This window comes from Mannheimia bovis (genome assembly GCF_014541205.1).
GTDB lineage: Bacteria > Pseudomonadota > Gammaproteobacteria > Enterobacterales > Pasteurellaceae > Mannheimia > Mannheimia bovis.
Genome location: NZ_CP061280.1, coordinates 1,925,529 through 1,945,907, shown reverse-complemented (window position 1 = coordinate 1,945,907; position 20,379 = coordinate 1,925,529). Strand labels below are relative to the sequence as shown.

The following is a 20,379-nucleotide window of genomic DNA, read 5'->3' as shown; positions in this document are numbered from 1 at the left end:
TTTACAAGCGGTCGAAAATCGTTAATTTTTTGCAAATTACCGATTTTCAAACCAGCTTTCTAAAATTAAACAAGCGGAAATGGAGTCCACTTTATCCTTTTTTAATGCTTTGTAGCCACCACGAGAAAAAATTTCCGCTTTGGCTTCAACGGTGGTTAAACGTTCATCTTGTAACTCAACAGGCAAATTAAAACGTCCGTTTAAGCGGTTAGCGAATTTTCGGGCTCTTTGGGTTAAAGGCTGTTCTGTTCCGTCCATATTTAATGGTAAGCCGACAACTAAAATATCGGGCTTCCATTCTTGCAACAGTTTACCAATTTCTTCCCATTTTGGAATACCGTCTCGGGCTTTAAATGAACTCAAGCCTTGAGCCGTGCCGGTAATACTTTGACCAACAGCACAACCAATGCTATTTGTGCCGAAATCGAAGGCAATCACAGTTTCAGACATTAAGCTCTCCCTGCTCTAGCTGGTATACCTGAAAGCCCCATCATTTCATAGGCTTCTGCCCAGCGATCTAAATAGCCGGTTTCAAACAAGGTTTTTTCATTTGCTTCAGATACAATCCAATAATTTTGTGCAATTTCTTGCTCCAGCTGATTGGTTCGCCACGTTGAGCAGCCTAAGCAAACAATAAATTTTTCCGGCGATTGGGGGGTGCCGAAAGAGTCTAACACATCGCCTGATGTAGTAAGTGTGATTTTATTAGTGATCGGATAAGTGTGGATAAAATCATTTTCTGTTTTGGTATGAATGATAAAACCGCGATCTTGATTAACCGGTCCACCACTGAGCACCATTTGATCTTTATTATAATCACGCTGATTTGCCATTTGGAAATCCATACGGGTAATCAGTTCGAGTACAGAAAGATCGGTAGGTGTATTAATTACAACACCCATTGCCCCCTGCTGATTATGCTCGCAAATATAAATCACCGTGCGTTCAAAATAATCATCGTCCATTTCTGGGGTAGCAATAAGGAATTTGCCTTGTAAATTTTCTAGCATTAAATATCTCCAAAACACACTTGTAGGGCAGTAATGGCGGCAAGTGAGGCAGTTTCTGTGCGTAATACACGTTTGCCTAATAATACTTCAGTAAAGCCTTCACTTTCGGTCATCGCAATTTCTTCCGCCGATAATCCACCTTCTGAACCAATTAGTAAGCGTACTCCCGCACTCGGTACATTTGGTAGTTCACGAATAGTATATTTAGCTCTTGGGTGCAGGTTAAGTTTTAGCATTTCATCTTGCTCTTTGCACCAATCGGTGAGCTTCATAATCGGGCGAATTTCAGGAATTTCATTTCGTCCGCATTGCTCGCACGCGGCAATTGCAATTTTATGCCATTGTTGCAGTTTTTTATCTTGTCGTTCATCATTGAGTTTTACGCCACACCGCTCCGACCAAAGTGGGGTAATAATTTTTACACCCAATTCCACCGATTTTTGAATGGTAAATTCCATTCTATCGCCTCTGGAGATTACTTGCCCTAAGTGAATAGGCAACTTGGATTCTCTATCATCTAATTCACTTGAATGAATTTTTGCAATAATTTGACGTTTTTCGACCGCTTGTAATGTAGCGTTAAAAATATGGTTTGATCCATCAAACAAAATAATTTGCTCGCCTTCTTTCATTCGCAGCACACGCCCAACGTGATTAAATGCATCTTCACTTAAAATACAACTTTGCTGATTAGCTAATGGCTCTGAGTGGTAAATTCTTGGGATTCTCATTTTATATCTATTTAAAATATATCAAAGGCAGACCTTATGTCTGCCTTATGGTAAGGGCAAATTGTTTAACAGTAAATTGAATTTATGCTATTTTCAAGCAACATTACAAAATAGAAAACAACAAGCGGTTAAATTTCTTCAATTTTTTGCAAAAAACTGAGCAAATTTAACCGCTTGTAAGATGAGTTCAATATCAATTACTTGAATTGATGAATTGCTGCTGCGATTTCGTTATCGTTATAAATTGCTTTAACAACATCAGAATACGCTTGGTCTAGCACCTTTTTGATTTCATCGTTGTTTGCACCAAATGCTCCTTCATAACCGCGTGTTGCGTTGAAGTTTTTGCTGAAGTTGCCTCTTGAACCTTGAACAGTAACTTCAACACCAACTTGTGCATCAGCTTTATAGCGTAAATTGCCTTGTTCAACAGTTGCGAAGAATTTACGAATATTCACAGTAACATTTGCATTTGCTGCACCTTGCACAATTTGGAAGCCTTTTGCGTTAAGGTCTTGCTGTACTGCTTGTTGGAACATCGCAGCCACTTCCGGCACAGCGGTTAAACGAATTAATTCACCATTTTTAGTGTAGCTTGCAATTTCGCGTGAGGTGCGTAAATCTTGTGTCATCACATTTACCGCAGCAGTTTGATTGTTGGTGTTAAATACCGCAGTTGGGGTTGGTGTTGCAAAAGTTAAAGTATTTGATTGGCTTTGACAACCCGCTAATAAAGCTGCTGCAAAGGTTGTCGCTAAAACTAAGGTTTTTTTAGATAATTTCATAATAAATCCTTCTGTTTAATAAATTATGAGAAAAATTTCCACTAGTATAGTATTATTTAGCCTTAATTTTCAATGAAAGAGAACAAAAATGTTAGTAGAACAAGCCATTATTAATAAAATAAATAACGAATTTTCGCCAATTGTGTTGAATATTGAAAATGAAAGCTATATGCACAGTTCAGGTCGGGGAGCTGAATCCCATTTTAAATTAACGCTGGTGTCTGACAAATTTGAAGGAAAAAGAGCAGTAGCTCGTCATCAAGCGGTTTATGCTTGTTTGGCGGAAGAATTGGAAAATGGCGTTCACGCATTGGCTCTCCATTTATACACACAAAGTGAGTGGGCTGAAATTGGTGGAATTGTGCCAAAATCGCCAAATTGTTTAGGTATTGGGCAGTGAACCGTTCAAAATTTGATTTAATTTATTTTGTGAAGAAAATACTTGAAATAAAGTCGTAATATTGCTATATTTATGCCATCTTTTTGTTGATTCGGTGAGATGTCCGAGTGGTTGAAGGAGCACGCCTGGAAAGCGTGTATATGGGAAACTGTATCGAGGGTTCGAATCCCTCTCTCACCGCCATCATAATGAAAGATTCCTTACTGTTTTCATAGATATTTCCTTGGTTAAGTAAAAGTAGAAATACTTTTTTATTTTTAGGTTATCCCCAAACATTTTTGTTTGGGGATTTTTTTATTCTATTCAAAATAGCAATAAAAAAGAGATTCCTAAGAATCTCTTTTGCTAAGTAGTATATTAACGAATTTTGTTCAATTTATAATTGTTTGTACTTTTTACTGTATTACCATTCGGATCGCACAGTTCAACATATTGATCGGAAATTAGGAATGCCAAGCTACCGGAGGCTTGTTCTAAACGGATAACATTTGATTTGTTTGCTTCCCAAGTGTATGTGCCGTTATCACGGTAAGTATACTCTTTTTTATCTTTGAAATAGACGGTATCGTACTGATAAGTTCTATCTGCGTTTAGGGTAAGCTGTGCTTGAATTTTTTCGCAGTCGGCACAAGGAAATACGCCTGCATAAGTACCCGTTACGCTTTTTTGCGGCAACAATGAACACGCACCTAACATAGTCGCGGTAAATCCAATGAGTGCGATTTTTTTCATATTATTTTCCTCTTTTTTAAACTATTTAACGCTCGGATTTACTTTAAATTCAAGCCGGGTTATTTCAGGTAAATCGGTCTGTATCTGTGCTAACAGAGAGGCTTGTTGTAACAATAAACCTTGTCTTACGGTTGCACTTTGTACATTAATAATGAGTTGATTATCAACTAAATTTGCCACTCGGTAAAGTCCACGATAAGATTGTGGCAAGATTTTCTGAATTTTTTGGTTTAAATCATTCACAAAATTTGCCTTTTCGACAATTCGACTTAAAGTGGAGTTCTGTAAAATGTCGTTAATCTTTTTAGGTGCTGAATTTTTCATCTATTATTTACTTTATCTCTATTTTTATACTTGATTTTACGTTACTTGACCCAATTATTTGATAACTCTGATTAAATTTAGCGTATAATCACTTAAATTTTTATTTAATCTTAACTTAATGAGCTTATTTTTTAAACACTTTCATAAAACGCCTTTTTGGTCGCAACTTTTTTTCGGAATGGTTGCGATGCTTGCATTACCTGAGATTCAGGCGGTTAATCCGAATGAAAGTGAACAAGAAGCAGTCATTAATCAATCTTTTCTTCAGTATGCTCAAGCTACGAATGAGTTAGAGCAGCAATCACTTTTTATCGTAGAATTGAACGATAACGTTGTGGAAATTAAACCACAAGCGGTCAATTTTTGCGAATTTTTTACCAAATCTTACCGCTTGGATAAGCAAAATATTTATCCAATCCGAGCAGGACCTCACGCCTAATTATAAATTTAACGTTTAAACTCAAATAATTAACAATATTTATATTTAGGAAAATACAATGATTTCAAAATTACTTACCTCTATTTTTGGCTCAAGCAATGACCGTACACTAAAACGTTTAAGAAAACGAGTGGTGCAAATTAATAAACTTGAGCCGACATTTGAACAGCTATCTGACGAAGAATTAAAAGCCAAAACGGCTGAATTTAGATTACGTTTAGCGGATGGAGCAACCTTAGACAGTTTATTGCCTGAAGCCTTTGCAACGGTTAGAGAAGCGAGTAAACGAGTATTAGGTATGCGTCCGTTTGATGTACAGCTCATTGGCGGTATGGTTTTAACCGGGCGTAATATTGCCGAAATGCGTACCGGTGAAGGGAAAACATTAACGGCAACTCTGCCTTGCTATTTGAATGCTTTAACCGGTAAAGGGGTTCACGTTGTAACCGTGAATGATTACCTTGCTCGCCGTGATGCGGAAACTAACCGTCCATTATTTGAATTTTTAGGCTTAACTGTTGGTGTAAATATTCCGGGCTTAGCCCCAGAGGTTAAACGTGCGGCATACCAAGCGGATATTACCTATTCAACCAATAGTGAATTAGGTTTTGATTACTTGCGTGATAATTTAGCTCACGATAGAAATGAGCGTTTCCAACGTGAATTGCACTATGCATTAGTGGATGAAGTTGACTCTATTTTAATTGATGAAGCCCGCACGCCATTAATTATTTCAGGACCTGCGGAAGATGCCACTCAGATTTACCAAGCAGTGGATCAAATTATTCCGCATTTGATTGCACAAGATAAAGAAGATACCGAAGAATACACAGGCGAGGGTGATTTCACTTTAGATCTGAAAAACAAACAGGCTCATTTAACTGAGCGTGGTATGGTGAAAGTAGAGGACTTCCTTACTCAAATGGGGTTAATGGAAGAAGGCGAGAGTTTGTATCACCCGGCTCGTATTTCGCTTTTACACCACGTAAGTGCGGCGTTGCGTGCTCATAAATTATTTGAACGCAATGTGGACTATATTGTAAAAGATGGCGAGATTGTCATCATTGACGAACACACCGGTCGAACAATGGCGGGTCGTCGTTGGTCTGATGGTTTACACCAGGCGATTGAAGCCAAAGAGCGTGTAAATATTCAAGGTGAAAACCAAACTGTTGCTTCTATTACTTACCAAAACTATTTCCGTTTGTATGAAAAATTAGCGGGTATGACAGGTACGGCAGATACAGAAGCCTTTGAATTCCAACAAATTTATGGTTTAAACACTGTTGTTGTGCCAACCAACAGACCGATTATCCGTGTGGATCGCACGGACTTAATGTTCAAAAGCGAAGCGGAAAAATTTGCGGCGATTATTACCGAAATTAAAGATTGTATGGAACGCCAGCAGCCCGTGCTAGTGGGTACGGCATCGGTCGAAAAATCAGAATTATTATCGGCAGAATTAACTAAAGCAGGTATTCCACACAACGTTTTAAATGCGAAATTCCACGCCCAAGAAGCAGAAATTGTAGCGGAGGCAGGTGCACCGGGAGCAGTAACCATTGCAACGAATATGGCTGGTCGCGGTACAGATATCGTGCTTGGCGGTAACTGGAGAATGGAAATTGCCAAACTTGAAAACCCAACTCAAGAACAAATTGATGAAATTAAATCAGCCTGGCAAGAGCGTTACAACACGGTAATGCAAGCAGGTGGTTTGCATATTATTGGTACAGAACGTCACGAGTCTCGTCGCATCGATAACCAGTTGCGTGGTCGTTCTGGTCGTCAAGGCGACCCTGGCTCATCACGTTTCTACTTATCATTAGATGATACATTGATGCGAATTTATCTCAACGAAGGTAAATTAAATATGATGCGTAAAGCCTTTACTGAAGAAGGCGAAGCGATGGAATCTAAACTATTAACCAAAGTAATTGCATCGGCACAGGCAAAAGTGGAAGCTCATAACTTTGATGGTCGTAAAAACCTCTTACAATATGATGATGTAGCGAACGAACAGCGTAAAGTGATTTATGAACAACGTAATCACTTATTGGATACTGATGATATTTCATCAATGATTGAAACTATTCGCCAAGATGTATTTGATAGTACCGTCAGCGAGTATATTCCACCTCAATCTATTGAAGAAATGTGGGACGTACCGGGCTTGGAAGAGCGTTTACGCCGTGAGTTTGGCTTAGATTTACCAATTGCTCATTGGTTAGAAACCGAAAAAGATCTACACGAAGAAACCTTGCGTGAGCGTATTCTAAATATTGCTATTGAAGAATATAAAGCGAAAGAAGAGAAAGTTGGCTCTGAAGTAATGCGTAATTTTGAAAAAGGGGTAATGCTACAAAACCTTGATGAATTATGGAAAGAGCATCTTTCTTCAATGGACTACTTACGCAAAGGCATTCACTTGCGTGGTTATGCCCAAAAAGATCCGAAGCAAGAGTATAAAAAAGAGTCTTTTGCAATGTTTACCAATATGCTTAACACCTTAAAGCTGAACGTGATCAGCATTTTAAGCCGTATTCAAGTACGTAGCCAAGAAGAGGTGGAAGAGGCTCAACGCTTGCAAGCTGAATTGGAGGCGAAAACTGCGGAACAATTAACAACCGATGAGTCAGAACAGCAAGTGGCTCTTGAAAGTTTAAGCGATGAAGAATTGTCAAACTTAAACATTGGTCGTAACGATCCTTGCCCTTGTGGTTCAGGCAAAAAATATAAACATTGTCACGGCAATAAAGCGAAATACGCATAATGATACAAGCGGTTATTTTTAGACAGAAATTTGCAAATTATCGTCTAAATCTGACCGCTTGAACTTATAAAAAGAGTAAAGGAAATCTATGTCAAAACCGATTATTCAAGTATCAGCCGGTATTATCCGCAACGAATTTGGGCAAATTTATTTGACCCAACGTTTAGAAGGGCAAGACTTCGCTCAATCATTAGAATTTCCGGGCGGTAAGGTTGATGCCAGTGAGACTCCTGAAGAAGCCCTTAAACGTGAGTTAGAAGAAGAAATCGGTATTCAAGTGCTAAGTGCTTTTCCCTATGAAAGTTTCAGCTTTGAATATCCAAATAAGATTATTGAGTTCTTCTTCTACTTAGTAGAAGAATGGGTAAATGAACCTTTTGGACGAGAAGGGCAAGAGGGCTTTTGGATTGCTCAATCGGATTTAGATGAAGGGGCTTTCCCACCGGCTAATGCACAATTGATTAAACGTCTAAAAGCAGAAATAGAAAATCAAGAATAGTAGCAGTTTCATCTGCTATTCTTTCTTTTAAAGAAATAATCTTTTTTCATAACGCACATTTATTCCTTATCTTTATTTGGATAGAATAAAAGTTCCTTAACTAAAATTTAACAAATCGACAATTAAAGCGAGGAACTTTTATGAAAAAAATCGTTATGTTAGCAGCTGCTATTACTGCTGTATCTGCAAATGCGGCAACTTATAAAATTGACCCATATCACGCAAATGCAAGATTTAGCATTGACCATTTTGGTACAAGTAGCAATGTAGGCGGTTTCTACAATTTAACAGGTGAACTACAACTTGATGTAGAAAAAGGCACGGGTTCAATTGATGTAACCATTCCGGTAAGCAGCTTACAAGCAAGTAGCCAAGATTTTACCAACCACTTAAAATCGGCTGATTTATTCCACGCTGAAAAATTCCCTGAAATGCGTTTTGTTTCAACTAAGTTCCATTTTGCCGATAAAAAAGTAACAGAAGTAGAAGGTAACTTAACCCTATTAGGCAAAACCCACCCGGTAACTTTAAAAGCGACCAAATTCAATTGCTACCAAAGCCCAATGTTAAAAGCTGAAGTATGCGGTGGAGATTTTGTAACGACTATCGACAGAAGCCAATGGGGTATGAATTACCTTGTTGATGTAGGTATGACAAAAGACGTTGAAATTGCAATTCAAATTGAAGCAGCGAAGCAGTAATTGTTAAAAAAATCCGCACTTACATGCGGATTTTTTTATGCTTTTCATTCTTTTTATTTGACTGAAATTTCACCATCAAGCGGTTAAATTTACAAAATTTTTTACAAATTTGATCGCTTGCTCTTGAAAGTCTGAAATCCGCCTTTATATTGTTAGGCGTTACGCTTTTTGCGTAGAATTATCAATCATCAATTTATAAGAGGAACAGAATATGGCACTTCGTCCATTACACGATAAAGTAATTTTAAAACGTGAAGAAGTTGAAACAAAATCAGCTGGTGGTATTGTTTTAACCGGTTCGGCAGCAACTAAATCTACCCGTGGTAAAGTGATTGCTGTGGGTACTGGTCGTTTATTGGAAAACGGTTCGGTTCAGCCTTTAGCGATAAAAGTGGGCGATGTAGTTATCTTCAATGAAGGTTATGGCGTGAAAACGGAAAAAATTGACGGCGAAGAAGTGTTAATTCTTTCTGAAAACGATATTTTGGCAATTGTAGAATAATAAAAGGAAAGCAAAAATGGCAGCAAAAGACGTTAAATTTGGTAATGATGCACGCGTAAAAATGTTAAAAGGCGTGAATATTTTAGCCGATGCAGTAAAAGTAACTTTAGGTCCAAAAGGTCGTAATGTGGTATTAGACCGTGCATACGGTGCACCGACTATTACAAAAGATGGGGTATCTGTTGCTCGTGAAATCGAATTAGAAGATAAATTTGAAAATATGGGTGCTCAAATGGTGAAAGAGGTTGCCTCTAAAGCCAATGATGCCGCCGGCGATGGTACAACAACTGCAACGGTATTAGCTCAAGCGATCGTAAATGAAGGCTTGAAAGCGGTTGCAGCAGGTATGAACCCAATGGATTTAAAACGTGGTATCGATAAAGCAGTTGCCGCAGTTGTTGAAGAATTAAAAGTGATTTCAAAACCGTGTGAAACTTCCAAAGAGATCGAGCAAGTTGGGACAATTTCAGCAAACTCAGATGAAACCGTCGGCAAATTAATTGCTCAAGCGATGGAAAAAGTGGGCAAAGAGGGCGTAATTACTGTTGAAGACGGCACAGGTTTAGAAGATGCCTTAGATGTGGTTGAAGGTATGCAGTTTGATCGTGGCTACTTATCGCCATATTTCATCAATAAACCTGAAGCCGGTACGGTTGAGTTGGAGAATCCGTACATTCTTTTAGTGGATAAAAAAGTCTCTAACATTCGTGAATTATTACCGGTGTTGGAAGGTGTGGCGAAAGCGGGCAAACCGTTAGTGATTATTGCAGAAGACATTGAAGGCGAAGCATTAGCAACGCTTGTTGTGAACACAATGCGTGGTATCGTGAAAGTGGCTGCGGTGAAAGCACCGGGATTTGGCGATCGCCGTAAAGCGATGTTACAAGATATTGCGATCTTAACTGCGGGTACCGTGATTTCTGAAGAGATCGGTATGGAGCTTGAGAAAGCGACATTAGAAGAGTTAGGTCAAGCAAAACGTGTGGTGATCTCAAAAGATAACACAACGATTATTGACGGCATTGGTGATGAAACACAAATTAAAGGTCGTGTAGCACAAATTCGTCAGCAAATCGAAGATTCAACCTCAGACTACGACAAAGAAAAACTGCAAGAACGTGTAGCAAAATTAGCCGGCGGTGTGGCAGTCATCAAAGTTGGTGCGGCAACAGAAGTAGCGATGAAAGAGAAGAAGGACCGTGTTGATGATGCCTTACACGCTACCCGTGCCGCAGTGGAAGAAGGTATCGTTCCGGGAGGTGGTGTAGCTTTAGTGCGTGCAGCAAGCAAAGTAGCAGCAACCTTAAAAGGCGACAATGAGGAACAAAATGTGGGTATCAAACTTGCCCTTCGTGCGATGGAAGCACCTTTACGCCAAATCGTAGCAAATGCCGGTGAAGAGTCTTCAGTAGTCGCTCGCAACGTGAAAGATGGTTCGGGTAACTATGGTTATAATGCAGGTACAGAGCAGTATGGCGATATGTTAGAAATGGGTATTTTAGATCCAACTAAAGTAACCCGTTCAGCATTACAATTTGCAGCTTCTATTGCAGGTTTAATGATCACGACAGAATGTATGATCACAGACTTACCAAAAGAAGAAAAATTAGATCCAGCCGCAATGGGCGGTATGGGTGGAATGGGCGGAATGATGTAATCGTTTGTTCTTAATAAATAAAAGCTACTGAAAAACTCAGTAGCTTTTATTTTATTTATTAGAACTGCAAGCGGTCATTTTTGTAGAAAAGTTTGCAATAAAAAACCAAGCTATTCCAGCTTGGCTTTTTCTTATTGATGTTTTTGCCTTAGGTTATTTAATGCGGTTAAACCTTTCTCACAACTTTTTTGTTGTAGAACAGTATCCATTTTAAGGATTTGTTGCTTTGTTGAAGAAAGTTTATTTTTCATTTTAACCAATTGAGTATGAGTACCCGGCTGTTTTTCTGCATCAGAAACTAATTTATTTGCGGTGTTAAACATTTTCTCACATTCAGTTGGTAATGTTTTACTTAAAGTAGGTTTTGCAACTGTAAGTGATGAAGTTTTCACATTCGCAATTGCAGTAGCGGAAACCAGTACTGCACAAAGTGTAACTCCTAAAATTCTTTTAAGCATGCGTTCTCCACACATTAAGTGCTAATAAATTTGATGTTTTGCTTATTATCCAAAATAAAGCGAGCCGATACTAGCAGAAGTTTAAATAAAAGTCATCTATTAAGTGGATCTTTTTTGCTAAAAGATCCATATATATTAAAATGGTAAATTATTTGTTATAAATTTGTTTATTATAACCTAGTTATTTAGTGGGTTATATAGAATTTATTACATAAATAAACCAATTTTGTGACGAATATAACAAAATTACTATTTTTTAATTGGTTATTTACAGGTAGAATACTTTCCGACACTTTATTATAAATTTAACCAATTTGGGTTATTGTTAGAATTGAGTGAAAATTTGTGGGCGATTACTTTTCGGTAATCTATTTGTCAAATTATTATATTAATAAATAAGAGGTTTGAGATGTTAGACGTAGTTGAACTCTCACGTTTGCAGTTTGCTTTAACTGCACTCTATCACTTCTTATTCGTACCGCTTACATTAGGTCTTTCTTTCGTACTTGTTGTGATGGAAACACTTTATGTAACTACGGGTAAAGAAGTATATAAAGATATGACTAAATTCTGGGGTAAGTTATTTGGTATTAACTTTGCTTTAGGTGTAACAACTGGTATTACAATGGAATTCCAGTTTGGTATGAACTGGTCATATTACTCTCATTATGTAGGTGATATCTTTGGTGCTCCATTAGCGATTGAAGGTTTAATGGCATTCTTCTTAGAATCTACATTTGTGGGTCTGTTCTTTTTCGGTTGGGATCGTTTATCAAAGGCTAAACACTTATTAACGACTTACTGTGTTGCATTTGGCTCTAACTTATCTGCGTTATGGATTTTAGTGGCTAACGGTTGGATGCAAAATCCGGTTGCTTCAGAGTTTAACTTTGAAACAATGCGTATGGAGCTTTCAAGCTTCTCTGAATTGTTACTAAATCCGGTTACACAATCTAAATTCTTACATACTGTAACAGCAGGTTATGTTTGTGGTTCTATCTTCGTATTGGGGATTAGTTCATACTACATCTTAAAAGGTCGTGATTTAGGATTTGCTAAACGTTCATTCTCTGTAGGTGCAAGTTTTGGTTTATTATCGATTATCGCTGTATTAATTATGGGTGATGAGTCTGGTTATGAAATCGGTAAAGCTCAACCTACAAAATTAGCGGCAATGGAAGGAGAATTTGAAACTCAACCGGCACCGGCAGCTTGGAATGCATTTGTTATTCCAAATACAGCAGAAATGAAAAATGAATTCTCAATTCATATTCCATACGCAGCTGGTATTATTGCAACGCGTTCTTTAGATACCGAAATTACAGGTTTAAAAGATATTCGTGTAATCAACGAACAACGTGTTCGTAACGGTATTGTTGCTTACGGTTTACTAGAAAAATTACGTTCTGGTAATTATACGGAAGCAGATAAAGAAGCCTTTAAAGCAGTACAAAAAGATTTAGGTTTTGGCTTATTGTTAAAACAATATACAGACAATGTAGTTGATGCAACAGAAGAGCAAATCCAAAAAGCAGCAGATAGCACTATTCCAAATGTAGGTCCTACCTTCTGGGCATTCCGTGTGATGATGCTTGCTGGTGTGATTATGTTAGTATTAATCATCTCTGCATTTGTTCAAAATATGCGTGGTAGAGTTGGACAAAGCCGTTTCCTATTAAGAACATTATTATGCGGTATCCCATTACCTTGGATTGCAATTGAGTCTGGTTGGTTCTTAGCGGAATATGGTCGTCAGCCTTGGGCTATCTATGAGATGTTACCGGTTGGTGTGGCAAACTCTGCATTAACAACAGGCGACTTATGGTTTACGATCGGCTTATTATGTGGTTTATATACGCTGTTCTTAATCATAGAAATGTACTTAATGTTCAAATACGGACGACTTGGACCGAGTTCATTAAAAACGGGTCGTTACTACTTCGAACAATCAGCTAAATAATAGGAGTTAAAAATGCTCGATTATGAATTTCTCCGCTTTATTTGGTGGATTTTAATCATAGTATTATTAATTGGTTTTGCCATTACTGATGGCTTTACTATGGGAGTATTAAATCTTTTACCTGTAATTGGTAAAAGTAATGTTGAACGCCGTATTATGATCAACACAGTTGCTCCTCACTGGGACGGTAACCAAGTATGGTTATTAACCGCTGGTGGTGCATTATTTGCAGCCTGGCCAACAGTATATGCAACCTCGTTCTCAGGTTTCTATATTGCAATGGTGCTAGTATTAGCCGCATTATTCTTCCGCCCAGTTGGTTTTGAATATCGTGCTAAAATTGATAGCCCGAAATGGCGTAATGCTTGGGACTGGGGACTATTAATCGGTGGATTTGTACCATCATTAGTATTCGGTGTTGCATTTGGTAACTTATTACAAGGTGTGCCATTTGAATTTAACAGCATTAACCAATCACAATATACAGGCACATTCTTTGGTTTATTAAATCCATTTGCATTATTATGTGGTGTGATTAGTTTAATGATGCTAACAACACAGGGTGCAACTTGGTTACAAATGAAAACCACAGATGAGCTTCATAACAATGCAAGAAAAGTAGCACAAGTTACAGCAGCAGTTGTATTAGTTGCCTTTATCCTTGCTGGTGTATGGTTGTCTTTTAAAGACGGTTTCGTAGTAACAAGCCAAATCGATCACAATGCACAATCGGTATTTACTAATAAAACAGTAGCAGTTGAAACAGGTGCTTGGTTCAGAAATTATGAGGCAATGCCTGTATTATGGATCATTCCGGCATTAGCGGTAATTGGTGCATTGCTTACTATCGTTGCATCAAGAGCAAATCGTTCCGGCTTTGCGTTCTTCTCATCATCTATTATGATTGTTGGGGTAATTACAACGGCGGCAGTTTCAATGTTCCCATTTGTAATGCCATCAATTACTCATCCTAATATGAGTTTAACGATGTGGGATGCAACTGCAAGTCAAACAACATTAACAGTAATGTTAGTAGTAGCGTGTATCTTCGTTCCAACAGTATTAGGCTATACTATTTGGTCATACATCAAAATGTATGGTCGCTTAGATGTGAGTTACTTAGAACACAATAAATCAGCTTACTAATAGGAGAGTGCATTATGTTTTATGTAACTTGGGTGTTAGGTGTAATGCTTGCAATTTTCTTTGCAACTGTAATCACCATCAGCATTGAAAAAACAGGTAAGTTTGACGAGTAATGATTAATACTCTTTATAACTTAACAGCAAAGGGCTTGTTAAAAGCCCTTTCTTTTATTTTAGCCACCGCATTATTTGCAATAATTTTACTAAATTCGACCGCTTTTGCTCTTACTTTTGGAGGAAAAACACCGTATTTAGTGATGCTCATCTTTTATGGTATGGCAATTTTGTGGATACACGGGGTTGGATTTGAAATTCGTTCAACGATTTGGAAAGCAATTTTTTTACCGATAGTAGGTTATCTTATTGTCATTCCATCTTTATGTATTTTATTAATGAAATAGAGGCATTTTTAATGCCTCTATTTGTTTTTGATAGGTAAAAAATATTTTTACGATTAAACTCAAAATATACTTGCACAACGATTTGTCTATCTCTACAATAGCAACCAATTTTCCGCCTAAATTTTGGGCGTTTTTTCATTTTGAAGAAAGAGGAAAAAGTATGCATTTTCCGATTCGGGTTTATTACGAAGATACTGATGCTGGTGGGGTAGTTTATCACGCTAACTATCTTAATTTTTTCGAGCGAGCTAGAACGGAATTTTTAAGGCAATACAATTTTTCTCAGCAGGCACTTTTTGGTCAATCTCTTGCTTTTGTTGTTAAAAAGATTGAGATAGAGTATAAGCTACCTGCACGTTTAGATGATTTATTAAACGTAGAAACAACCATTTCAGAGTTTAAAAAAGCTACTTTGGTGTTTAAGCAAACCTTGTGGAAACAAGATATCTGCTTAAGTGAGGCAACTGTAACAGTTGCCAGTGTTGATCTCGTTAAAATGAAACCTGTTGCAATTCCTGATGATATTCGTCAAGCATTACAAAAAATTAATTTTTCTATTTAAAAACTATTCGGAGTTTTATTAATGCAAACTGAATTTAGCCTTCTATCGTTGTTTTTAGAAGCAAGTATTGTGGTCAAGATCGTAATGTTGATCCTTGTTGTATTTTCCATTTTATCTTGGGCTGTTATTATCCAACGTAGCAAAGTATTAACAAAAGCAAGAAAAGATTCGTTAGCATTTGAGGATCGCTTTTGGTCCGGAGAGGATTTAAACCGCTTACATCAAGGTTTGGAAAATCGCCGTGATGCTTTAACCGGTTCAGAACAAATTTTCTATGTCGGATTTAAAGAATTCAACCGCTTACAGCAAGCAAATCCTGAAGCACCTGAATCTATCATTCAAGGTTCAACTCGTGCAATGAATTTAGCGTTAAACCGTGAAATGGAAAGCCTAGAAAACTACATCCCATTTTTAGGCACAGTAGGTTCAATTAGCCCATATATTGGCTTATTTGGTACAGTATGGGGAATTATGCACTCATTTATGGGGTTAAGTGCAGTTAAACAAGCAACCTTACAATCTGTTGCACCGGGTATTGCAGAAGCATTAATTGCAACCGCGATTGGTCTATTTGCAGCAATTCCGGCAGTAATGGCGTATAACCGCTTAAATCTACGTTTAGGTAAAGTAGAACAAGGTTATGTGAATTTCATTGATGAATTTACAACCTTATTGCATCGTCAAGCCTTTTCAAAAAGATAAGCATCAAGCGGTCTCTTTTTGATAAAAATTTGCAAAATTCAGTAAAAAATCGACCGCTTGTAAAGTAATAATGCGTAGCTAAAAGTGCTACGTTATATAAATTAATGATAGATGCAAAAGCATCTTAAAAGAGGGAAATATGTCGATTCGTCGTGTAAAACGTAATGACATTAAATCGGAAATTAATATTGTTCCATTCCTAGATGTATTGTTAGTACTATTGCTTATTTTTATGGCAACAGCACCTATTATCAGTCAAAGTGTGGAAGTTAATTTACCTGAAGATACACATAGTCAATCTGTATCAAATGAAGATAAAACGCCTGTTATTTTAGAAGTGGCGGGTGTGGGGGCATATAAATTAAAAATTGATGGTAACTATGTGCAAAGTAATGGGCAAGATAATATTTCTGAAGCAGAAGTGATCGCTTATGCCGGAGAGCAATTTCAAAAAGATAATAATACATTATTTTTAGTTGCCGGTGATAAAGTTGTACCTTATGAAGAAATTATGAAAGGTATCACATTACTTAAAGACGCAGGGGTTAAATCAGTAGGTTTAATGACTGAAGGCAAATAATCAGCAAGGATAACGTGTGAAATCTCAACAAGATAGACTAGAGCTTGCAGTTATTATTTCGATCTTATTACATATATTATTGATTGGATTATTATTGCTTGGGTCTCTTTTCACCAAAACAGAGCTTGCTGCTGCTGGCGGTAGTGGTGGCGATAGCGACAGCTTCGAAGCAGTAATGGTTGATACCGGACAGGTTGCTGCGGAATACGGTCAATTAATGGCAGAAAAAAAGGGAACTAAAAAGCCAAAAGTAGAGCCAAAAGAAGAACCGAAAGAGGAACCGGCTGAAGAGCCTGTGGAGGAAGATAAACCAACTCCAGAGGAAATCCAAAAGCAGCAGCAAGCCGAGCTAGCGGCAATTCAAGAAAAGCAACGCCAACAAGAAATTGAGCGTCAAGAAAAAATTGAAGAGCAGAAAAAGCAAGAGCAAGCTAAACAAGAAGAGTTGAAAAAACAGCAAGCTGAGGAAGCAACCCGTAAAAAGGCAGCTGAAGCAGCGAAGTTAAAAGCAGATGCTGAAGCAAAACGTTTAGAAGCTGCTGCAAAACAAGCTGAAGAAGAGAAAAAAGCGAAGGAATCTCAGCAAAAACTGGAACAGCAGAAAAAAGTTGAAGCTGAGAAGAAACTACAAGAGCAGAAAGAGCTGAAAGAAAAACAGGCTAAAGAAGCGAAAGAAAAAGCTGAGAAAGAAGCTAAGGCGAAGGCTGAAAAAGAAGCGAAAGAGAAAGCAGAAAGAGAGGCTAAAGCGAAAGCTGAGAAAGAAGCCAAAGCAAAAGCCGAAAAAGAAGCTAAAGCCAAAGCTGCAGCTGAGGCGAAAGCAGCCCAAGCTAAGAATAATAAAGCTCTAGATGACTTCCTAAGTGGAGGCGATATTGGTGGCGGCTCTAGCAAAGGCGGTAATAAAAATTCATCAGGTTCACAAGGCTCAGGTGGTACAAGCGGCTTAGGACAAGGTGCAAATGTAGATGGTAATGCATACGGTCAGCGAATTAAGAAATTAATTCAGTCTAAATATCGTGTTGATCCGAGTTTCGCAGGAAAACAATGTGATGTTAAGATTTTCTTAAGCCGAGATGGTACAATCACTAATTATCAAGTGGTCAGTGGCGATAAAGCAGTATGTGATGCAGCGGTAAGTGCAATTGTGGCAACTAGAAAAGTGCCACCTGCACCATCAGATGCGGTGTATAATATGTTTAAATCTCCAACGCTTGATTTTAGTTTAAAAGTTAAATAATTTAGAGGATTAAAAATGAAGTTATTCTCTCGTATATCGGGTGTAATAAGCATTGTATCTGCGTTAATTTCTACTTCGGTAGTGGCAGATTCAGATGTTAGAATTTCGATTGATGAAGGCGTAAGTATGGCTCAACCAATTGCGGTTGTGCCATTTAAAGCAAGTGGTGTGCCTGCTGATGTAGCACAGATTATTTCTGATGATTTGCGAAATAGTGGTAAATTTACACCGCTTGAGCGTTCTCAAATGCCTGCACAACCAGGTTCTGCAGGTGAAGTAGTAGCAGATCAATGGAGTGCTATCGGAATTGATAATATTGTTGTAGGGCAAGTGAGTGCTGCAGGTGGTGGTTATAATATTGCTTATCAATTAATTGATACCCTCGGTACTTCAGGGACTGCCGGTGGAGTAATTGCACAAGGTTCATTTATTGTACCTGCTGCTCAAATTCGTCAAGGTGCACATACAGTAAGCGACCAAGTATTTGAAAAGCTCACTCAAATTCGCGGTGCATTTAGAACGAAAATTGCTTATGTAGTACAACGTGGCGTATCATCTTATGAATTACGTGTATCAGATTATGATGGTTTTAACGCTTTTACTATTACAACAAGTAAGGAGCCATTAATGTCTCCAGAATGGTCTCCGGATGGTAGCAAATTAGCCTATGTAACCTTTGAGAAGAAAAAAGCACAGGTAGTTGTACACGACATCCGTTCAGGTTCTCGCCGCGTAGTAGCTGCTTTACAAGGACATAATGGTGCACCGGCGTTCTCCCCAGATGGTTCACGCATTGCATTTGCTTCTAACCAAGATGGTGAGTTGAATATTTACGTTGTAGGTAGTGGCGGTGGAACACCGAGTAAATTAACCTCAAATGCAGGTAATAATACTGAGCCGAGCTGGTCTCCAGATGGAAGTACAATTTACTTTACATCCGACCGTGCTGGTGCTCCGCAAGTTTACAGAATGAGTTCATCAGGTGGTGGTGCGAGCCCAATGGGAGGGCGTGGTAGCTATAATGCTAAAGTATCATCTGATGGTAAGAATCTAATCATGATTGCTGGAGATAGAGTTGTGAAACGCGATCTCGCTTCAGGTGGCACGGAAGTATTGAGTTCAACTTTCTTAGACGAAAGTCCAAGTATTTCTCCAAATGGCATTATGGTTATTTATAGCTCTACCAAAGGTACGAGTAAAGTGCTACAATTGGTATCCGCAGATGGGCGTTTTAAAGCTAATTTGCCGGGAGCAGGCGGACATTATAAATTCCCTGCGTGGTCCCCATACTTAACTAAATAATAATATTTCTCTAATTAGGAGCAACAAATGAAAAAATTTGCTAAAGTTTTAATGGTAGCAGTACCAGCTTTCGCATTAGCAGCATGTAGCAGTTCATCTGATGATGCAGCGGCAAACGCAGCAGCAAATGCAGCAGGTGAATTCGGTGGTTTAACAGCTGAGCAATTAAAAGCACAATACAACACTGTATACTTCGGTTTTGATAGCTATGCAGTTGAAGGTGAGTACCGTCAATTATTAGACGCTCACGCTCAATTATTAGCTAAAACTCAAGGTAACGTAACTATTGCTGGTCACGCTGATGAGCGTGGTACTCCAGAGTACAACATCGCATTAGGTCAACGTCGTGCAGATGCAGTTAAAGGTTACTTAGCAGCTAAAGGTGCTAACAACACTTCAACTGTTTCTTACGGTGAAGAAAAACCAGCTGTGTTAGGTCACACTGAAGCTGACTACGCGAAAAACCGTCGTGCAGTATTAGAATACTAATTTTTAGTTCATTCTAAAATGAAGCCCTGAAATAATCAGGGCTTTATTTTTATTAAGCCATTATATTATGAATTCTTGGAATCCCTTATCGCCATTGTTTAAAGCTATATTTTGTGTACTTTTATCGGCATTAAGTTTTGCTGCTATGGCAGTATTTCTTCGTTTATCTGGTGAATTGCCTGTGGCTGAAAAAGCTATTTTTCGTAATGGTATTACGGCATTAATTAGCGGCTATATTGTTTGGAAAAATCGCCAATTATTCTTCGGACATAAAGAAAATCGACTTTTGTTACTTTGCCGCTCGGTTACCGGACTAATCGGTATTTTGGTAGGTGTTTATATCATCGATCATCTTGTATTAAGTGATGTAGATATGATTGGCAAGCTAACCTCTTTTATTTTGATTATTCTTTCGGCTATTTTTTTGAAAGAAAAAGCCTCTATCGCACAGTGGGTTTTATGTATTGTTGCCTTCATTGGAGCACTATTTATTATTAAACCTGCTCTTGATGTTCGATTTATTCCTTATCTAATAGGTATCATCGGCTCTGTTTTTGCGGCGATTGCCTATTTATGTTTGAGATTACTGTCAAAAACAGAAAAAGTAGAATCGCCAAATACCATTGTTTTCTTTTTTTCTGCATTCTCGACCTTGATATTACTGCCTTTTGTCGCCATTGATTATGTACCACTAACTTTTATGCAATTAGTGTACTTGATTCTAGCGGGCATCACTTCAGCAGTTGGGCAATTTTGTGTCACTACTGCGTATAAATACGCTGCTGCTAAAGATATCTCAATCTATAGCTACGCATCGGTAATCTTTAGTGCGGTTTTAGGAGCTCTGCTTTTTGAACAATACCCGGATGCGTGGAGCTGGTTAGGTTATGTCATTATTTTTATAGCAAGCTGGTTTATGTTTGTTTTAACGAAAAAGCAAGCAAAGTGAAATCGTTAATCTTTGACATAAATTTTGTTAGAATAGCACCA

At 38.0% G+C, this 20,379-nt stretch carries 25 protein-coding genes and 1 tRNA gene; 19 read left to right on the top strand and 7 right to left on the bottom strand.

Translation table 11 applies throughout. From position 1 onward, the window contains the following. Positions 1–36: 36 nt before the first annotated feature. The 4 genes from ruvX to ICJ55_RS09600 all read right to left on the bottom strand — a co-directional run bounded on the left by ruvX (position 37) and on the right by ICJ55_RS09600 (position 2,526). Entirely contained in the window at positions 37–450 is a 414-nt protein-coding gene (gene ruvX, locus ICJ55_RS09615) for a Holliday junction resolvase RuvX (RefSeq protein ID WP_176671545.1), read from the bottom strand. Further along, positions 450–1,010, bottom strand: coding sequence for a YqgE/AlgH family protein (locus ICJ55_RS09610; protein WP_188156600.1), 561 nt, complete (start codon positions 1,008–1,010; stop codon positions 450–452). Before ICJ55_RS09610 ends, ruvX begins: the two co-directional genes overlap by 1 nt. Then, the gene (gene rsmE, locus ICJ55_RS09605; protein ID WP_188156599.1) at positions 1,010–1,741 is read right to left on the bottom strand and encodes a 16S rRNA (uracil(1498)-N(3))-methyltransferase; all 732 of its coding nucleotides are present in this window, start codon (positions 1,739–1,741) and stop codon (positions 1,010–1,012) included. The genes ICJ55_RS09610 and rsmE overlap by 1 nt, the downstream gene beginning before the upstream one ends. 197 nt (positions 1,742–1,938) lie before the next feature. Continuing rightward, positions 1,939–2,526: a YajG family lipoprotein gene (locus ICJ55_RS09600; protein ID WP_025236348.1), complete on the bottom strand. Its 588-nt coding sequence runs from the start codon at positions 2,524–2,526 to the stop codon at positions 1,939–1,941. An 88-nt stretch (positions 2,527–2,614) separates the two neighbouring features. Here ICJ55_RS09600 and ICJ55_RS09595 point away from each other — a divergent pair, with 88 nt between their 5' ends. Both ICJ55_RS09595 and ICJ55_RS09590 read left to right on the top strand, forming a co-directional pair. Further along, the gene (locus ICJ55_RS09595; RefSeq protein ID WP_188156598.1) at positions 2,615–2,926 is read left to right on the top strand and encodes a BolA family protein; all 312 of its coding nucleotides are present in this window, start codon (positions 2,615–2,617) and stop codon (positions 2,924–2,926) included. A 93-nt stretch (positions 2,927–3,019) separates the two neighbouring features. Beyond that, positions 3,020–3,109, top strand: a tRNA-Ser gene (locus tag ICJ55_RS09590). 174 nt (positions 3,110–3,283) lie between these two features. On the opposite strand, the gene ICJ55_RS09585 is transcribed toward ICJ55_RS09590, so the two are convergent. Together ICJ55_RS09585 and ICJ55_RS09580 are read right to left on the bottom strand one after the other, a co-directional pair. Next, the gene (locus tag ICJ55_RS09585; protein ID WP_188156597.1) at positions 3,284–3,658 is read right to left on the bottom strand and encodes a copper resistance protein NlpE; all 375 of its coding nucleotides are present in this window, start codon (positions 3,656–3,658) and stop codon (positions 3,284–3,286) included. 21 nt (positions 3,659–3,679) lie between these two features. After that, positions 3,680–3,982 carry a DciA family protein gene (locus ICJ55_RS09580; RefSeq protein WP_188156596.1) on the bottom strand — a complete coding sequence of 101 codons (303 nt, stop codon included), beginning with the start codon at positions 3,980–3,982 and terminating at the stop codon, positions 3,680–3,682. Between the two features lie 118 nt (positions 3,983–4,100). Between ICJ55_RS09580 and secM the strand changes: the two genes are divergently transcribed. The 6 genes from secM to groL all read left to right on the top strand — a co-directional run bounded on the left by secM (position 4,101) and on the right by groL (position 10,553). Next, entirely contained in the window at positions 4,101–4,421 is a 321-nt protein-coding gene (gene secM / locus ICJ55_RS09575; protein ID WP_188156595.1) for a secA translation cis-regulator SecM, read from the top strand. Positions 4,422–4,479: 58 nt separating this feature from the next. After that, positions 4,480–7,194, top strand: coding sequence for a preprotein translocase subunit SecA (gene secA / locus ICJ55_RS09570; RefSeq protein WP_188156594.1), 2,715 nt, complete (start codon positions 4,480–4,482; stop codon positions 7,192–7,194). An 88-nt stretch (positions 7,195–7,282) separates the two neighbouring features. Beyond that, complete coding sequence (gene mutT, locus ICJ55_RS09565; protein WP_188156593.1) at positions 7,283–7,693, top strand: 8-oxo-dGTP diphosphatase MutT; 411 nt, start codon at positions 7,283–7,285, stop codon at positions 7,691–7,693. A gap of 140 nt (positions 7,694–7,833) precedes the next feature. After that, entirely contained in the window at positions 7,834–8,394 is a 561-nt protein-coding gene (locus tag ICJ55_RS09560; RefSeq protein ID WP_188156592.1) for a YceI family protein, read from the top strand. Between the two features lie 211 nt (positions 8,395–8,605). Continuing rightward, positions 8,606–8,896, top strand: coding sequence for a co-chaperone GroES (locus tag ICJ55_RS09555; RefSeq protein ID WP_188156591.1), 291 nt, complete (start codon positions 8,606–8,608; stop codon positions 8,894–8,896). A gap of 16 nt (positions 8,897–8,912) precedes the next feature. Continuing rightward, complete coding sequence (gene groL / locus ICJ55_RS09550; protein ID WP_188156590.1) at positions 8,913–10,553, top strand: chaperonin GroEL; 1,641 nt, start codon at positions 8,913–8,915, stop codon at positions 10,551–10,553. 131 nt (positions 10,554–10,684) lie between these two features. On the opposite strand, the gene ICJ55_RS09545 is transcribed toward groL, so the two are convergent. After that, positions 10,685–11,011, bottom strand: coding sequence for a DUF5339 domain-containing protein (locus tag ICJ55_RS09545; protein ID WP_025236344.1), 327 nt, complete (start codon positions 11,009–11,011; stop codon positions 10,685–10,687). A 409-nt stretch (positions 11,012–11,420) separates the two neighbouring features. Here ICJ55_RS09545 and ICJ55_RS09540 point away from each other — a divergent pair, with 409 nt between their 5' ends. The 11 genes from ICJ55_RS09540 (at position 11,421) to ICJ55_RS09490 (ending at position 20,338) form a co-directional block, all read left to right on the top strand. Continuing rightward, on the top strand, positions 11,421–12,971 hold the full coding sequence (locus tag ICJ55_RS09540; protein WP_188156589.1) for a cytochrome ubiquinol oxidase subunit I: 1,551 nt from the start codon (positions 11,421–11,423) through the stop codon (positions 12,969–12,971). A gap of 12 nt (positions 12,972–12,983) precedes the next feature. Further along, entirely contained in the window at positions 12,984–14,117 is a 1,134-nt protein-coding gene (gene cydB, locus ICJ55_RS09535; protein ID WP_188156588.1) for a cytochrome d ubiquinol oxidase subunit II, read from the top strand. 14 nt (positions 14,118–14,131) lie between these two features. Next, on the top strand, positions 14,132–14,230 hold the full coding sequence (locus ICJ55_RS09530; RefSeq protein WP_080686558.1) for a cytochrome bd oxidase small subunit, CydX/CbdX family: 99 nt from the start codon (positions 14,132–14,134) through the stop codon (positions 14,228–14,230). Beyond that, a complete protein-coding gene (ybgE, locus tag ICJ55_RS09525; RefSeq protein WP_025236341.1) occupies positions 14,230–14,517 on the top strand; it encodes a cyd operon protein YbgE in 288 nt (95 codons plus the stop codon). The genes ICJ55_RS09530 and ybgE overlap by 1 nt, the downstream gene beginning before the upstream one ends. A 160-nt stretch (positions 14,518–14,677) precedes the next feature. Further along, on the top strand, positions 14,678–15,079 hold the full coding sequence (ybgC, locus tag ICJ55_RS09520; protein ID WP_188156587.1) for a tol-pal system-associated acyl-CoA thioesterase: 402 nt from the start codon (positions 14,678–14,680) through the stop codon (positions 15,077–15,079). Positions 15,080–15,100: 21 nt separating this feature from the next. Continuing rightward, positions 15,101–15,781: a protein TolQ gene (tolQ, locus tag ICJ55_RS09515; protein ID WP_188156586.1), complete on the top strand. Its 681-nt coding sequence runs from the start codon at positions 15,101–15,103 to the stop codon at positions 15,779–15,781. Positions 15,782–15,920: 139 nt separating this feature from the next. Next, entirely contained in the window at positions 15,921–16,361 is a 441-nt protein-coding gene (tolR, locus tag ICJ55_RS09510; RefSeq protein WP_025236338.1) for a colicin uptake protein TolR, read from the top strand. A gap of 16 nt (positions 16,362–16,377) precedes the next feature. Continuing rightward, positions 16,378–17,598 (top strand): cell envelope integrity protein TolA, encoded by a 1,221-nt coding sequence (gene tolA / locus ICJ55_RS09505; protein WP_188156585.1) that lies wholly within the window; start codon positions 16,378–16,380, stop codon positions 17,596–17,598. Between the two features lie 15 nt (positions 17,599–17,613). Then, positions 17,614–18,900: a Tol-Pal system beta propeller repeat protein TolB gene (tolB, locus tag ICJ55_RS09500; protein WP_188156584.1), complete on the top strand. Its 1,287-nt coding sequence runs from the start codon at positions 17,614–17,616 to the stop codon at positions 18,898–18,900. Between the two features lie 27 nt (positions 18,901–18,927). After that, positions 18,928–19,389, top strand: a complete 462-nt coding sequence (gene pal / locus ICJ55_RS09495; protein WP_188156583.1) for a peptidoglycan-associated lipoprotein Pal — start codon at positions 18,928–18,930, stop codon at positions 19,387–19,389. A 67-nt stretch (positions 19,390–19,456) separates the two neighbouring features. After that, the gene (locus ICJ55_RS09490) at positions 19,457–20,338 is read left to right on the top strand and encodes a DMT family transporter (protein ID WP_188156582.1); all 882 of its coding nucleotides are present in this window, start codon (positions 19,457–19,459) and stop codon (positions 20,336–20,338) included. Positions 20,339–20,379: the final 41 nt, after the last annotated feature.